This window comes from Ancylobacter sp. GW821-FHT10E12 (assembly GCF_058809335.1).
In genome coordinates this window covers 91,228-105,447 of sequence record NZ_JBXASN010000019.1, presented here as the reverse complement: position 1 = coordinate 105,447, position 14,220 = coordinate 91,228, and the positions used below count along the sequence as shown (strand labels likewise).

At 69.1% G+C, this 14,220-nt stretch carries 12 protein-coding genes; 4 read left to right on the top strand and 8 right to left on the bottom strand.

The genetic code is table 11. From position 1 onward, the window contains the following. Nucleotides 1-38: 38 nt before the first annotated feature. From AC1RU4_RS22235 to AC1RU4_RS22220, 4 genes are all read right to left on the bottom strand, one after another. A complete protein-coding gene (locus tag AC1RU4_RS22235; protein ID WP_492893331.1) occupies nt 39-926 on the bottom strand; it encodes a cation diffusion facilitator family transporter in 888 nt (295 codons plus the stop codon). Nucleotides 927-1,145: 219 nt separating this feature from the next. Next, on the bottom strand, nt 1,146-2,054 hold the full coding sequence (locus tag AC1RU4_RS22230; protein ID WP_492893330.1) for a sugar kinase: 909 nt from the start codon (nt 2,052-2,054) through the stop codon (nt 1,146-1,148). Nucleotides 2,055-2,174: 120 nt separating this feature from the next. Then, entirely contained in the window at nt 2,175-2,720 is a 546-nt protein-coding gene (locus tag AC1RU4_RS22225; RefSeq protein WP_492893329.1) for a lysozyme inhibitor LprI family protein, read from the bottom strand. A gap of 10 nt (nt 2,721-2,730) precedes the next feature. Next, the gene (locus AC1RU4_RS22220; RefSeq protein ID WP_492893328.1) at nt 2,731-3,933 is read right to left on the bottom strand and encodes a pyridoxal phosphate-dependent aminotransferase; all 1,203 of its coding nucleotides are present in this window, start codon (nt 3,931-3,933) and stop codon (nt 2,731-2,733) included. A 143-nt stretch (nt 3,934-4,076) separates the two neighbouring features. On the opposite strand from AC1RU4_RS22220, the gene AC1RU4_RS22215 reads away from it, so the two are divergent. From AC1RU4_RS22215 to radC, 3 genes are all read left to right on the top strand, one after another. Then, on the top strand, nt 4,077-5,237 hold the full coding sequence (locus AC1RU4_RS22215; RefSeq protein WP_492893327.1) for a GNAT family N-acetyltransferase: 1,161 nt from the start codon (nt 4,077-4,079) through the stop codon (nt 5,235-5,237). Between the two features lie 118 nt (nt 5,238-5,355). Further along, nucleotides 5,356-6,183 carry a type I methionyl aminopeptidase gene (gene map / locus AC1RU4_RS22210; RefSeq protein ID WP_492893326.1) on the top strand — a complete coding sequence of 276 codons (828 nt, stop codon included), beginning with the start codon at nt 5,356-5,358 and terminating at the stop codon, nt 6,181-6,183. A 17-nt stretch (nt 6,184-6,200) separates the two neighbouring features. Next, nucleotides 6,201-6,977, top strand: a complete 777-nt coding sequence (gene radC, locus AC1RU4_RS22205; RefSeq protein ID WP_492893325.1) for a RadC family protein — start codon at nt 6,201-6,203, stop codon at nt 6,975-6,977. 45 nt (nt 6,978-7,022) lie between these two features. On the opposite strand, the gene cydB is transcribed toward radC, so the two are convergent. Genes cydB through AC1RU4_RS22185 form a run of 4 tightly spaced genes read right to left on the bottom strand, consistent with a single transcriptional unit; the run spans nt 7,023 to nt 12,715 of the window. After that, on the bottom strand, nt 7,023-8,081 hold the full coding sequence (cydB, locus tag AC1RU4_RS22200) for a cytochrome d ubiquinol oxidase subunit II (RefSeq protein ID WP_492893324.1): 1,059 nt from the start codon (nt 8,079-8,081) through the stop codon (nt 7,023-7,025). A 3-nt stretch (nt 8,082-8,084) separates the two neighbouring features. Then, complete coding sequence (locus AC1RU4_RS22195; protein WP_492893323.1) at nt 8,085-9,500, bottom strand: cytochrome ubiquinol oxidase subunit I; 1,416 nt, start codon at nt 9,498-9,500, stop codon at nt 8,085-8,087. Between the two features lie 2 nt (nt 9,501-9,502). After that, on the bottom strand, nt 9,503-11,803 hold the full coding sequence (locus tag AC1RU4_RS22190; protein ID WP_492893322.1) for an FdhF/YdeP family oxidoreductase: 2,301 nt from the start codon (nt 11,801-11,803) through the stop codon (nt 9,503-9,505). Between the two features lie 42 nt (nt 11,804-11,845). After that, complete coding sequence (locus tag AC1RU4_RS22185; RefSeq protein WP_492893321.1) at nt 11,846-12,715, bottom strand: helix-turn-helix domain-containing protein; 870 nt, start codon at nt 12,713-12,715, stop codon at nt 11,846-11,848. A 359-nt stretch (nt 12,716-13,074) separates the two neighbouring features. Between AC1RU4_RS22185 and AC1RU4_RS22180 the strand changes: the two genes are divergently transcribed. Continuing rightward, on the top strand, nt 13,075-14,220 hold the full coding sequence (locus AC1RU4_RS22180; RefSeq protein WP_492893320.1) for an efflux RND transporter periplasmic adaptor subunit: 1,146 nt from the start codon (nt 13,075-13,077) through the stop codon (nt 14,218-14,220).

The window sequence follows — 14,220 nt, the reverse complement described above, 5'->3', positions numbered from 1 at the left end:
GGCATATTGCCGTCCTAAACCCGGCCCGGCGGCCGGGTTCACAGCACCGGGATGCCGGCATGCTTGGCCTTGGCTTCCGGCTCGACATGGATGGTGACGAACAGGTCGTGCACCTCGGCGCGCAGCGCCTCCTCGATGCGGTCGCAGATGGTGTGGGCCTCGCTCACCGCCATCTCGCCGGGCACCACGAGATGGAAGTCGACGAAGGTCACGCGCCCGGCCTGGCGGGTGCGCAGGTCGTGCGCCTCGATGGCGCCGACCGCCTCCGCGGCGATGCGGGCGCGGATCAGCGCCAGCGTGTCGCCGGGCACCGCCTGGTCCATCAGCCCGCCAATGCTCTCCTTCAGCACCCCCCAGCCCGACCACAGGATGTTGAGCGCCACCAGCGCGGCGAGCACGAGGTCCATCTTCTCGTAGCCGGTGATCATGGCGAGCGCGATGCCGGCCAGCACGGCGGCCGAGGAGACCACGTCGGTGAGGAGGTGCTTGCCGTCGGCCACCAGCGCCGGCGAGCGCAGGCGCCGGCCTTCGCGGATCAGCACGAAGCACCACAGCGCGTTGAGCACGCCGGCCATCGCGTTGGCGGCGAGGCCTTCCGGCGCCAGGCCGAGCGTGTGCGGCTGCTGCCAGGCGAAATAGACCTCGCGGAAGATCGTCAGCGCGGCGACCACGATCAGCACGCCGACGATGACCGCCGAGAAATACTCGGCCTTGGCATAGCCATAGGGATGCGCCGCGTCGGCCGGCCTGGCGCTGACCTTGAGCGCGATCAGCGCCGCCACCGCGGTGCCGACATTGACCAGGCTTTCCAGCGCGTCCGAATACAGCGCGATGCTGCCGGTCAGCCGGTAGGCGAGGTATTTCAGCGCCAGCACCACGATGCTGACGAGCACGCTGCCGGCCGCGAGCCGCTGTGACCGTTCCATCGACGCCTGTTCCGTTAAAGGAAGGCGCTGCCGCGCCGGGGTCGTCCGATTAGACAGTCGCCATGCGAAAATCAAGCCATCGAAAATCAAGTTGTTTCAATGGTTTGCAACTAGTTCGCAAGAGCGTTCGCAACACGGCGTCACATTCGCCGCTGACGCCTTGGCCCCGCTCGCCCGGCGCCGTCATGTGGTTCGGGCGATGTATCCCGGCGATGGATATCAGGCATGCGCCGTGCGCGGCAGAATGGCGCCGCGATGCTGGATCACCCGCCCGGCCAGCGCATGGCCGGCCTCGGCGGCGAGAATCGGCGGCTTGCCCCCGATCCGGGCGGCGAGATAGGCGGCATTGAAGCTGTCGCCGGCCGCGGTGGTGTCCACCGGCTGTACCGGCTCGGGAATGGCGACCAGTTGCGAGATGCCGCCCGCCACCACCAGCGCGCCCTCGGCGCCGTTCTTCACCACGATCTCCGGCACGCCGAAGGTGGCGATCCGCTCGGCGGTGGCGGCGGGCGAGCCGTCGCTCCACAGCATCGCCTCGTCCTCGAAGGTCGGCAGGGCGAGCGTCGCCCGCTTGAGCGCCTGGGCGTAGACGGTGCGGGCGCGGGCGACGTCGCCGCCCCAGTTGCGGGGACGGTAATTGCCGTCGAACACCACCTTGGCGCCGCGCTCGCGGGCGAATTCCAGCGTCGCCAGCAGCCGGCCGAGGCCGGCATTGGAATAGATCGAGAGGGTGATGCCGGAGAGGTACACGACCTGGGCCTCGATGATCGCCTCGGCGATGCGTTCCCAGCCGGGCAGCTCGAACAGTTCACGCGCCGGCGCGCTGTCGCGCCAATAGCTGAAGGTGCGCTCGCCGAACGCATCGGTGTCGATCACATAGAGGCCGGGCACGCGGCCGGGCGCGCGCAGCATGCAGGCGGTGTCGACGCCCTCGGCCTCGGCGGCGGCGGCGATCTGCTCGGAATAGCGGTCGTCGCCCAGCGCGGTGGCATAGGCGGTGTCGATGCCGGCGCGGGCGAGGTAGACGGCGGTGTTGAACGTGTCGCCGCCGATGCCGAGCCCATAGCGGCCGTCGGCGCCGCGGGCGAACTCGACCATGACCTCGCCGATCGAGATAACCTTCGTCATGCGGCCTTCCTCATGCTGTTTCGGGTCGGCGCGTCGGCGGCGCCGTTCGGATTCGCGCGCAGGTTCGCCTCATTCGGCGGCTGCGGCAAGCGTGGTGCAGCGGGTGCCGGGCGGCTCGCGTCAGGGAGCGATGATGCGCGGCATGCCGGTGGTGGCGGCGGCCGGCGCGGTCGGGGGCGCCGCCGGCTCCTGATACGCCCAGCCCTGCGGCGGCGGATAGCGGCGGGCGAGATCGGCGGCGCGCGCGCGGTTGGCGCGAATGAGGCACAGCATGCGTTCCGCCAGCGAGCCGATGCCCATGCGGCGTCCGCCCACCGTGGTCTCGTCGCCGCTCTCATAGGGGGCGATGCTCTGGCACTCGAAATCGCGCCAGTGCACGAAGCGGCCCTGCGCCTCCTCGATCAGCGCCAGCCAGCGGCGGCGCTGGACCTCGGCGAGATCGGCCCTCGCGGCGATGGCGGCGTGGGTGGCGGCGAGGCTGCGGGCGAGGTCGCTCTCGCCGGCCTTCATCTCGCCGCCCAGGCAGTCGAGATAGGCGCGCGCGTCGCTCGTTCCGGGCGGGCAGGCCGCCGGCTCCTCGGCCCGCGCGGGCCGCAGCATCGCCGTCGCGGCGACGAGCGCGACGGCGATGCTGAAGGCGGCGATCGGGGCGAGGCTGCTCGGCATGGCGACGTCCTCAGGCGGCGCGGGCGGAGATGAGGAAATCGCCCATCCGCTCCAGTGCCCGGCGGATGTTCGCCGCCGAATTGGCATAGGAGAGGCGGATATAGCCCTCGCCGAACACGCCGAAATCCGGGCCGCCGATGGTGGCGACGCCAGCGGTTTCCAACAGCGCGTTCGCCAGTGCTTTCGACGAGGTCCAGCCGGTGCCGGCGACATTGGGAAAGGCGTAGAAGGCGCCTTTCGGCGTCGCGCAGGACACGCCCGGCAGGCTGTTCAACCCATCCACCACCAGCCGGCGGCGGGTGTCGAACTCGGCGACCATCGCCGCCACGCAGTCCTGCGGGCCGGTGAGGGCGGCCAGCGCGCCGAACTGGGCCGGAGCGTTGACGCAGGACCAGGCGTTCACCGCCAGCTTGCGCACCGCCTCGAACAGCGCCTCCGGCCACAGCGCCCAGCCCATGCGCCAGCCGGTCATCGCATAGGTCTTCGACCAGCCGTTGAGCAGGATCAGCCGGTCGCGGATCTCGGGATAGGCGAGCAGCGTCGTGTGTTCCTCGCCGTCGAACAGGAACTGGTCGTAGATCTCGTCCGACAGGATGGCGACATGCGGGTGCCGCTCCAGCCCGGCGACCAGCGCGTCGATCTCCGCCCTGGGGGTGACGCCGCCGGTCGGGTTGGCCGGCGAGTTGACGATCAGCAGCCGCGTGCGCGGGGTGATCAGCGCCAGCGTCTCCTGCGCCGAGAAGGCGAAGCCGTTTTCCTCGCGGATCGGCACCGGCACCGGGGTGGCGCCGGTGAACTCGATCATCGAGCGGTAGATGGGGAAGCCGGGGTCGGGATAGAGGATTTCCACGCCCGGCTCGCCCAGCATCAGGATGGCGGCGAACATCGTCACCTTGCCGCCCGGCACGATGACGACGCGGCCGGGATCGATCTGCGCACCATGGCGGCGATGGATGTCGGCGGCGACTGCCTCGCGCAGCGGCGCGATGCCGGTGGAGGGCGTATAGCCGTGCTGGCCGTCGCGCAGCGCCTTCACCGCCGCCTCGACAATGTGCTCGGGCGTACGGAAATCCGGCTGGCCGATGCCGAGATTGACGATGTCGCGTCCCTGGTCGGCCAGTGCGGAGGCACGGGCGAGCACGGCGAAGGCGTTCTCCTCGCCGATGCGGTCGAAGGCCGGGATGGGGCGGACGAGGCGATGTATGGGGGTCACAAGTCTATCCGCTGACGTGTCGAATTAAGGCATCGAGGTTGCAAATTGCTCGGAGTTTCATCATTCGTGTCACATGAACCGGGCGGCATTCAAGCCGTTCCCGTAGCTTTCCCGTCCAACGCGCCTGGCGCCGGGGTTTTTCGATGAGCACAGACGCGGTTGCGTTTCCCGTTGGAGAGATCGTCGAGGCGGGACCGGCCCCGCGGCCCGCGCGAATCGCGCTGGAGGGCCGGCATGTCGACATCGTGCCCTTCGACGTCTCCCGCCACGCTCCCGCGCTCTACCAGCGCTCGCACGGGCCGGAGAAGGCGCGGCTGTGGGCCTATCTCGGCGCCGAGCCGTTCGAGAGCTACGCGGCCTTCGAAGCCTATTACGCCGCGGCGGCGCAGAAGGACGACCCGCTGCTCTATGCCATCATCGACAAGGCAAGCGGCGAGGCGGTCGGGCATGCCACTCTGATGCGCATCGACCCCGCCAACCGGGTGATCGAGGTCGGCAACATCCTCTACACGCCGGCGCTAATGCGCACGCCGGGCGGCACCGAGGCGATGGCGCTGATGGCGCGCTATGTGTTCGAGCTGGGCTATCGCCGCTACGAGTGGAAATGCAACGCGCTGAACGCGCCCTCGCGCCGCGCGGCGGAGCGCTACGGCTTCCTCTTCGAGGGCGTCTTCCGCCAGCACATGATCGTCAAGGGACGCAACCGCGACACCGCATGGTTCTCCATGCTGGACGCGGAATGGCCGCAGCGCGCGCATGCCTTCGCCCATTGGCTGGCGCCGGAGAATTTCGACGCCGAGGGCCGCCAGCTCGTGCCGCTCGGCGTCTTCAATGCCGAGGCGCTGGAGGCCGGCGGGGCGACGCTGCGGCGCGCCAGCCTCAAGGACCTGCCGGCGGTGGAGGAGGTGCAGCGGCGCGCCTATGCCAAGAACCGGATCCTGCTCGGGGTGGAGCCGGTGCCGCTGCTCTGGGACTACCGCGAGGTCTTCCGCGAGCGCGAGGTGTGGGTGATCGACGGCGAGGAGGCGCTCTCCGCCGTCCTCATCCTCGAGCCGCGCGCGGACGACCTGCTGCTCGACAGCCTCGCCATCGCGCCGATGGCGCAGGGCCGCGGCTTCGGCAATGTGATGCTCGCCGCCGCCGACGCGCGCGCCCGCCAGATCGGGCGCGGCACCGTGCGGCTCTATACCGGCGAGCCCCTGTCGGCGAACATCCAATGGTATCGCCGCAAGGGTTTCTCCATCGAGCGGGTCGAGCAGATGCCCGACCGCCGGCTGGTCCATATGGGCAAGGTGCTGGGCTGAGGCCGACCCGCCCGCCGCCGCGCGGGCTCCGCGACGCAAGGGGTTCCTTGCGCACGGCGCCGGATGGCTTACATTCCGGACGATATCCGAACCTCGACTGAATCGGGACTTTCCCGCGATGAGCTATGTGGAAGCGGCCGCCGCGCCGCTGAGGAAGACCGGCCAGATCCGCCTGCACGGGCCGGAAGGCTTCGAGGGCATGCGCCGCGCCGGAAGGCTGGCGGCCGAGGCGCTCGATCTCATCCATGAGATGGTCGCGCCGGGGGTCAGCACCGAGGCGATCGACAATCTGGTGTTCGAATTCGCCATGGACAGCGGCGCGCTGCCGGCGACGCTGATGTATCGCGGCTACCGCAAGTCGACCTGCACCTCGATCAACCACGTCGTCTGCCACGGCATCCCCAACGACAAGCCGCTGCGCGAGGGCGACATCGTCAATGTCGACGTCACGCTGATCTATGACGGCTGGTACGGCGATTCGAGCCGCATGTACCCGGTCGGCGAGATTCCCCGCCGTGCCGAGCGGCTGCTTGAGGTGACCTATGAATCGATGATGCGCGGCATCGCCGCCATCCGGCCGGGCGGCCATGTCGGCGATATCGGCGCGGCGATCCAGGACTATGTCGAGCCGCTGCACATGAGCGTGGTGCGCGATTTCTGCGGCCACGGCGTCGGCCAGCTGTTCCACGACGAGCCGAATATCGTGCATGTCGGTCGTCGCGGCGAGGGGCCGGAGCTGATGCCCGGCATGATCTTCACCGTCGAGCCGATGATCAATCTCGGCCGGCCGCATGTGAAGGTGCTTTCCGACGGCTGGACCGCCGTGACGCGCGACCGTGCGCTCTCCGCCCAGTTCGAGCATTCGGTCGGCGTCACCGAGACCGGGGTGGAGATCTTCACCCTGTCGCCGAAGGGCTATCACAAGCCGATCTTCGGCAGCGCCTGACCGGGGCCGGGACACGCATGAAGCCGAAGCCGGGTCTCGACGAACCACCGCCGGCCGGTTCGGCTGCACAGGCGCCGCCGCCGCCGGATGCGGCGACGGACCTTTCCGGCCTCGCCGAGGCGGCCCCGCATTTCACCGGCCACCGCGAGCGGCTGCGCGAGCGCTTCCGTACCGGCGGCGCCGCGGCGCTGCCGGACTATGAACTTTTGGAACTGGTGCTGTTCCGCGCGGTTCCGCGCGCGGACGTCAAGCCGCTGGCCAAGAAGCTGGTCGAGCGCTTCGGCTCGTTCGCCGAGGTGATCGCCGCCCCGCCGGCACGGCTGCGCGAGGTGAAGGGGGTCGGCGAGGCGATCGTCACCGAATTCAAGCTGGTCGGCGCGGCGGTGGAGCGGGTGACGCGGGCGCAGGTGCGTGCCCGCCCGGTGCTGTCCTCCTGGAGCGCGGTCATCGCCCATTGCCGCGCCTCCATGGCGTTTGTCGACCGCGAGCAGTTCCGGGTGCTGTTCCTCGACAAGCGCAACCAGCTCATCCTCGACGAGGTGCAGCAGAGCGGTACGGTGGACCACACGCCGGTCTATCCGCGCGAGGTGGTGAAGCGGGCGCTGGAAGTGTCGGCGAGCGCCATCATCCTCGTCCACAACCATCCGAGCGGCGATCCGACGCCCTCGAACGCCGACATCCAGATGACCAAGACCATCATCGATGTGGCCAAGCCGCTCGGCATCGAGGTGCATGACCACATCATCGTCGGCAAGGACGGCCATGCCAGCCTGAAGGGGCTGCGGCTGATCTGAGTACTGCGCTACCGGTGGCGAAGGGCGCGAAGGCGGCACCCGGATTTATCGCCGGGCGTTCCCGAGCGGGTTGGCTTCGCCGCCGCCATAGGCGCGGGCGTAATGCATGGTCTTGCCGCGGAACACCCAGTAGGCATGTGCCTGATAGGCCAGCACGACGGGCAGGATCACCGCCACGCCGACGCTGATGAACCGGATCGTCTGCGGGTCCGACAGGCCGTCCCACACGGTGACCGAGCGCGGCACCACATAGGGCCAGAGGCTGACGACGAGGCCGACCAGGCCGAGCGCGAACAGCACCAGCGACAGCAGGAAAGTGCGAAACTCGGCGCCATCCCAGATGCCGCGCCAGATCGAGGCGATGACGGCGAGCGTCACCAGCGGCACCGGGGCGAGCAGGACGATGTCGGGCCAGGCGAACCAGCGCGCCGCCACTTCCGGCACGCTCCACGCGCTCCAGGCGCACACCAGCGCCATCATCGCGGCGACGAGGATGAGAGCGGCATGGGCGATCTCCCGTGCGAAGACCTGGGTGGGCCCGTCGGTCTTCCAGATCAGCCAGCCGGCGCCGATCAGCGCGTAGCCGCCCACGAGGCCGACACCGCACAGAATGCCGAGCAGGCTGAGGAAGCTGAAGGGGCCGCCGGCGAACATGCCGTTCTCGACCGGCACGCCATCGATCAGCCCGCCGAGGATGAGCCCCTGGCAGAAGGTCGCCAGCATCGAGCCGCCGGCGAAGGCGAGGTCCCAGACCAGCCGGAACCGCGTCGCCTGCAGGCGGAAGCCGAAGGCCACGCCACGGAAGATCAGCGCGAACAGCATGGACATGATCGGCAGGTAGAAGGCCGGCAGCAATACGTAATAGCCGGCGGGGAAGGCGGCCAGCAGCAGCGTGCCGCCCATGACCAGCCAGGTCTCGTTGCCGTCCCATACCGGCTCGATGGAAGCCATCATCAGGTCGCGGTCGGCGTCGCGCGGGGCGGCGAGGAACAGGATGCCGACCCCGAGGTCGAGCCCGTCGGCGAGGACGTAGACGGTGACGCAGAAGGTGGCGACCGCGGCGAAGACCAGCGGGGCGTGTTGGGTGAAGAAGGATCCGGTCATGGTTCAGGCTCCGGTGATCTGCGCGCCGCGCGCCGGCGAAGCGATGGTGCCGGCCGCGAAGAGCCCGGCATTGGTTCGGTCGAGGCCGGGATGCTGGCGGGTCGGCGGCGAGCTGTCGGCCGGCCCCTTCAGCGCGACACGGGCGGCGAACCAGAAGAAGGCGAGCAGCAGCAGGTTGTAGACGGCGAAGAAGATAAGCAGGCTGGTCGTCACCGCTCCGGCGGTCACCGGCGCCGCGGCGTCGGCGGTGCGTAGCGCGCCGTAGATGACCCAGGGCTGGCGACCGGCCTCGGTCACCGTCCAGCCGGCCAGCACGGCGATGAAGCCGAGCGGCGTCACCGCCATGGCGAGGAGCTGGAACCAGCGGGCATGGAACAGCCGGCCACGCAGGCGCAGGATGAAGCCGGTGATGGCGGTCGCGAGCAGCGCCATGCCGATGCCGACCATGATGCGGAAGGCGAAGAACACCACCGGCACATTGGGCTGGTCGGCCGGCGGCACGGCTTTCAGGCCCTGCACTTCGCCATCCCAGCTATGGGTGAGATAGAGGCTGGCGAGATGCGGGATGTCGAGCGCGTAGAGATTGCGCTGCCGTTCCATGTCCGGCCAGGCGATGACCGTCATCGCCGGCCCCCTGGTGGTATCCCACAGCCCCTCCATCGCCGCGAGCTTGGTCGGCTGGTGTTCCAGCGTGTTGCGGCCGTGTATGTCGCCGATGAGGATCTGGGTGGGCGTGAGGATCAGCGCCATCCACATCGCCATGGAGAAGGCGGTGCGCGAGGCGGCGAGATGCTGGCGGCGCCAGAGGTGGAAGGCCGAGACGCCCGCCACCACGAAGGAGCCGGTGAGGAAGCTCGCGCACACCATGTGGGCGAGGCGATAGGGGAAGGAGGCGGTGAAGATCGCGTCCGCCCAGTCGGTGACGTGGTAGATGTCCTGCGCGTCGGCGAGGGCGCCGGCCGGCGTCTGCATCCAGCTGTTGGCGGCGATGATCCAGGTGGCGCTGAACAGCGCGCCGGACGACACCATCAGGCAGGCGAAGAAATGCATGCCCCTGCTGATCCGGCCCTCGCCGAACAGCATGATGCCGATGAAGCCGGCCTCCAGGAAGAAGGCGGTCAGCGTCTCGTAGAGGAACATCGGGCCGAGCACGTTCGACACCGAGCGCGAGAAACCGGCCCAGTTGGTGCCGATCTCGTAGCTGAGCACGATGCCGGTGATCACGCCCATGCCGAAGCCGAGGGCGAAGATGCGCATCCAGAAGCGCATCAGGTCGCGATAGACCGGATTGCCGGTGCGCCACCACAGGCCGGCGAGCCAGGTGACGAACCAGGCGATGCCGATGGTGAAGGTCGGCCACAGGATGTGGAAGCCGATGGTGAAGGCGAATTGCAGACGGGCGAGCTGGACCGCGTCCATGGTCAGCGCGCTCCCCTGCCGGAGGCGGCCTTCACCAGGCGGACCGGCACGCCCTTCGAGGAGGGGGTGAAGCTCATCGGATCGTGCGCGTAGAGCGGCACGAGCGGATTGGTCTCGGGGTAGTAGGCGGCGCATCCGCCCTCCGGGAACGCGTAGGGCACCACGCGGAAGCCGCGCACCGCCCGCTCGACGCCATCGGTGGAGAGGGTGACGATGTCGACGCGGTCGTCGGCCTTGAGGCCGCGCCGGGCCATCTCGATCTCGTTGAGGAAGATGACGTCGCGCTGGCCGTAAACGCCGCGATAGCGGTCGGACAGCGAGTAGAGCGTGGTGTTGTACTGGTCGTGGCTGCGCACCGTGGTCAGCCACAGCGCCTCGGGATCGGTGACGTCGGGGTCTTCGCAGAGACCTTTGCAGACCAGGAAATTGGCCTTGCCCGATGCGGTCGCCCAGATGCGCTCGCGGGCGAGCGAGGTGAGATGGAAGCCGCTCGGCACCTCGATGCGGGCATTGTAGCCCTGGAAGATCGGGAACACCGCCTCGATGTCCTCGCGGATCAGCGCATAGTCGCCGATCAGCTTTTCCCAGGCGACCTTCGAGCGCGCGCCGAGCGTCGCCCGCGCCATGCCGGCAATGATCGCCGGCTCGCTCCTGAGCTCGTCGGAGGCCGGCGGGTTATGGCCGCGCGAGGCGTGCACCATCGACATGGAATCCTCCACCGTCACCGCCTGTGGGCCGGTCGCCTGCCGATCGAGCTCGGTGCGTCCGAGGCAGGGCAGGATCAGCGCGTCGCGGCCGTGGACCAGATGGCTGCGGTTGAGCTTGGTGGAGATATGGACGGTGAGGTCGAGCCCGCGCATCGCCTCCTGCGTCAGCTGCCAGTCGGGCATGGCGGCGGCGAAATTGCCGCCCAGGCCGATGAACACCTTCGCCTCGCCGCGCAGCATGGCCTCCAGCGCGGTGACGACGTTGTGGCCCCATGCACGCGGCGGCTCGAAGTCGAACCGGGCCTTAAGCCGGTCGAGGAATTCGGCGCTCGGGACCTCGGTGATGCCGACGGTGCGGTCGCCCTGCACGTTGGAATGGCCACGCACCGGGCAGATGCCGGCGCCCTCGCGCCCCACATTGCCGCGCATCAGCGCCAGATTGGCGAGCTGCTGGACGTTCTTCGCCCCGTGGCGGTGCTGGGTGATGCCCATGCCATAGACGATGATCGCCCGCCCGGCGTTCATATAGGCGGTGGCAGCCTCGGCGATGTCGGCCTGCGAGAGGCCGGACCTGCGCTCGATGGCCGGCCAGTCCGTCGCCTTCAGGTCGGCGATCAGGGCGTCGACGCCCGTGGTGTGGCCGCGGATGAAGTCCCAGTCGAGCACCGGGCCGCGTTGCTCGCGGCGGGCGGTCTCGTCCGCCTCGACAAGGTGCTTCATCAGGCCCTTGATCAGCGCGACATCGCCGCCGACCTTCACTTGGTAAAGGCGCGAGGAGATCGGCGTCGAGGTGAGCGTCGCCATCTCGATGGGGTTCTGCGGAGCCTGGAAGCGCTCCAGCGCCCGCTCGCGGAACGGGTTGAACGACATGATGGTGGCGCCGCGCCGCGAGGCGTTGCGCAGATCGGTCATCATGCGCGGCGAGTTGGTGCCGGGGTTCTGGCCGAAGATGAAGATGCCGTCGGCCTTTTCGAAATCGTCGAGCAGCACCGTGCCCTTGCCGACGCCGATCGATTGCGGCAGGCCGACGCTGGTGGCCTCGTGGCACATGTTGGAGCAATCGGGGAAATTATTGGTGCCGAACTCGCGGGCGAACAGCTGGTAGAGGAACGCCGCCTCGTTGGAGGCGCGGCCGGAGGTGTAGAACTCCGCCATGTTCGGGTCGGGCAGCGCGTTGAGATGGCGGGCGATGAGGGCGAAGGCCTGTTCCCAGCTCACCGGCTCGTATTTGTCGCCGACCTGATCGTAGCGCATCGGGTGGGTGAGGCGGCCCTCCATCTCCAGCTCGAAGTCGCTGAGCCCGGCGAGCTCGCTCACCGTGTGGGCGGCGAAGAACTCGGGCGTGCAGCGCTTGGCGGTCGCCTCCCAGGCCACCGCCTTGCCGCCGTTCTCGCAATATTCGAACGGCGAGGTGTGCCTGGGATCGGTCCAGCCGCAGCCCGGGCAATCGAAGCCGCCCGGCTGGTTCATCCGCGAGAGCGTCTCCATTCCCGACAGGGCGATGTCCTGTTCGGCGAGCGCCATTCCCATGGCCTTGAGGGCGCCCCAGCCGCCGGCGGGGCTGTGATAGGGGCGGATGGACCTGGCGATGCCCATGGCGAGGCTCCTGTCGTGCGGCGCGTGGGAAGGCGGGAGGGATCAGCTGCGGCAGCGATTGGCGCCGCGCCACTGGTGCGGGGTGTCGCCGACGAAGCGGCGGAACACGGTGGTGAAGTGGGCCTGGGTCTGGAAGCCGACATCGAGGGCGATGGCCACCAGCGAATCCCGGGTCTCCAGCATCAGCGCCTGGGCGCGCTCCACGCGCCGGCGCAGCAGGAACTCGTGCGGGCGCAGGCCGGTGGTGGCGCGGAACTGGGCGGCGAAGTGCATGCGGCTCAGCCCGGCGGCATCCGCCATGCCGGCGAGGGAGACGCTTTCGCCGAGGTTCTCGTCGATATAGGCGACGACCTTCTTCAGCCGCCACTTGGGCAGGCCCGACTTCGGGCGGCGCGGCTGCGGCGCGACTTCCGGTTCGGGGACGCGGGCCGGGGCGATCTCCGTCGTCCGGCCGACGCTGAGCATGCGGGTGACGATGGCGAGGCGAAGCGCATCGGCATAGACGCCGTGGAAGCTCTCGCGGCTCTGCTCGGCCGCCTCGAGGGCGCGCGACAGCTGCTGGACGACCGGGTCGTCGGCAAATGAGGCAGGGGTGCCGGCTGCGAGGCTGAACGAGGGCGGCAGGCGGTCGCCCGGCACCTGAAGGTGGATGGTGCCGTCCGCATCCTGCACCGCGTCCGGGGCGACGAGCGGGAGGCCGGCGGAGGGAAGCGGGCTCGCCGCCGAAATGGCGAGGACGAGGTTCATGTGGTCGAGATGGAGCGACAGCGTGTCGGACGCGGCCCGGCCCGGCTGCTCGCCCGGCATGGCGCGAGCCATGTCCCGCGAGCCCTTGAACGGCACGGACAGCATCTCGGTGGCGTGGGTGCGGGTAGCGATGCCCTCGAAGGGCGGGGCGACATGGAACGACATGGCCGAAACTCCTTGGTTTGTGGAGTTGAACGGAACCGATATCTGTCGTCCCGGCGATGCCTGTCCCGCTTCCGACCGGAGAACTGCTTCCCGGATCGAACGAAGACTTTCCATCGCCGTATCTTGGACGGGTCCAGGTATCGGCTGGCGATGGCAAAAGAATAGGTGAGCGGGAAATTCCCTCCATTCTACGTGGGTTTCGCCGGCTATATGAAGAGTTTGCCGGGCCCATACCTAGGTATGCCTCCGGTGGAGCCCAGCCCGGCGGACCGGCACGCAGGGAGGCGTTCCGGAAAGAAAACGACGCGGATCGCGCGCACTAGGGGAGCCTCGTTTCATTGCCCCGGAGGGCCGCGCCGATGCCGACCATCTATCGCGCACGCGGGACCGCGATCGCCGCGGTTCTGCTCGCCGGCGCCGCGGGCTACGGAATGTGGACTGCCGGCGGCCAGGCGCCCGCGCCGCAGCCGGCTCCCGTGCCGATCCCTGTCGAGGTGGCGAGGGTCGAGCGGTGGGACGTGCCGGTCACTCTCACCGGCATCGGCACGGTGCAGCCCTTCAACAGCGTGACGGTACGCTCGCGCGTCGACGGGCAATTGCAGCAGGTGCTGTTCAGGGAAGGACAGGACATAAGGCAGGGCGACCTGCTCGCGGTGATCGACCCGCGCACCTATGAGGCGGCGCTGCAACAGGCCAGGGCGCGGCTGGCGCAGGACACCGCCTCGCTCGCCAATGCGCAATCGATCCTTCAGCGCGATTCCGAGCTCGGCAGGAGCGACTTCGCCAGCGCGCAGACCGTCGACACCCAGCGCAGCACGGTGGCGCAGCTGCAGGCGCAGATCGCGCAGGACGACGCGATGATCAGCACGGCGCAGACGCAGCTTTCCTATACGCGCATCACCGCGCCGATCGACGGGCGGGCCGGGCTGCGCCTCGTCGACGAGGGCAACATCGTTCATGCGACCGACGCCGGCGGCCTGGTGGTGATCAACCAGCTGCACCCGATCGCGGTGATCTCCACCCTGCCGCAGGCCGACGTGCCGGCGATCCGCGCCGCGCTCGCCAAGGGCCCGGCGCAGGCGCAGGCGATCTCGCGCGAGGGCGGGCAGGTGCTCGACACCGGGACGGTCGAGCTGATGGACAACAAGATCGACCCGCAAAGTGGCACGCTGCAGCTGAAATCGGTATTCGCCAATCGCGACGACGCGCTGTGGCCGGGTCAGTTCGTCGAGGTGAAGCTGCGGGTGGCGACGCTGCCCGGCGTGGCGACGGTGCCGGCCGATGCGGTGCAGCGCGGTCCGGCGGGTGAATTCGTCTTCGTCATGGCGGCGGACCGGACGGTGACGATTGCCCCGGTTACCACCGGCCCGATCGCCGACGGCGTCGCGGTGATCGCGAGCGGCCTCGATATCGGCCAGACCGTGGTGGTGCGCGGCCAGTACCGCCTCGCCTCCGGCGCGACCGTGGCGCCAGTACCCTTCCAACCCGACCGGACCGGAGGCTGA

What these genes read in the sequence shown, in the direction of transcription:
- AC1RU4_RS22235 (WP_492893331.1), bottom strand. Translation starts at nt 926, where the DNA reads ATGGAACGGTCACAGCGGCTCGCGGCCGGCAGCGTGCTCGTCAGCATC.
- AC1RU4_RS22230 (WP_492893330.1), bottom strand. Translation starts at nt 2,054, where the DNA reads ATGACGAAGGTTATCTCGATCGGCGAGGTCATGGTCGAGTTCGCCCGC.
- AC1RU4_RS22225 (WP_492893329.1), bottom strand. Translation starts at nt 2,720, where the DNA reads ATGCCGAGCAGCCTCGCCCCGATCGCCGCCTTCAGCATCGCCGTCGCG.
- AC1RU4_RS22215 (WP_492893327.1), top strand. Translation starts at nt 4,077, where the DNA reads ATGAGCACAGACGCGGTTGCGTTTCCCGTTGGAGAGATCGTCGAGGCG.
- map (WP_492893326.1), top strand. Translation starts at nt 5,356, where the DNA reads ATGAGCTATGTGGAAGCGGCCGCCGCGCCGCTGAGGAAGACCGGCCAG.
- radC (WP_492893325.1), top strand. Translation starts at nt 6,201, where the DNA reads ATGAAGCCGAAGCCGGGTCTCGACGAACCACCGCCGGCCGGTTCGGCT.
- cydB (WP_492893324.1), bottom strand. Translation starts at nt 8,081, where the DNA reads ATGACCGGATCCTTCTTCACCCAACACGCCCCGCTGGTCTTCGCCGCG.
- AC1RU4_RS22195 (WP_492893323.1), bottom strand. Translation starts at nt 9,500, where the DNA reads ATGGACGCGGTCCAGCTCGCCCGTCTGCAATTCGCCTTCACCATCGGC.
- AC1RU4_RS22190 (WP_492893322.1), bottom strand. Translation starts at nt 11,803, where the DNA reads ATGGGCATCGCCAGGTCCATCCGCCCCTATCACAGCCCCGCCGGCGGC.
- AC1RU4_RS22185 (WP_492893321.1), bottom strand. Translation starts at nt 12,715, where the DNA reads ATGTCGTTCCATGTCGCCCCGCCCTTCGAGGGCATCGCTACCCGCACC.
- AC1RU4_RS22180 (WP_492893320.1), top strand. Translation starts at nt 13,075, where the DNA reads ATGCCGACCATCTATCGCGCACGCGGGACCGCGATCGCCGCGGTTCTG.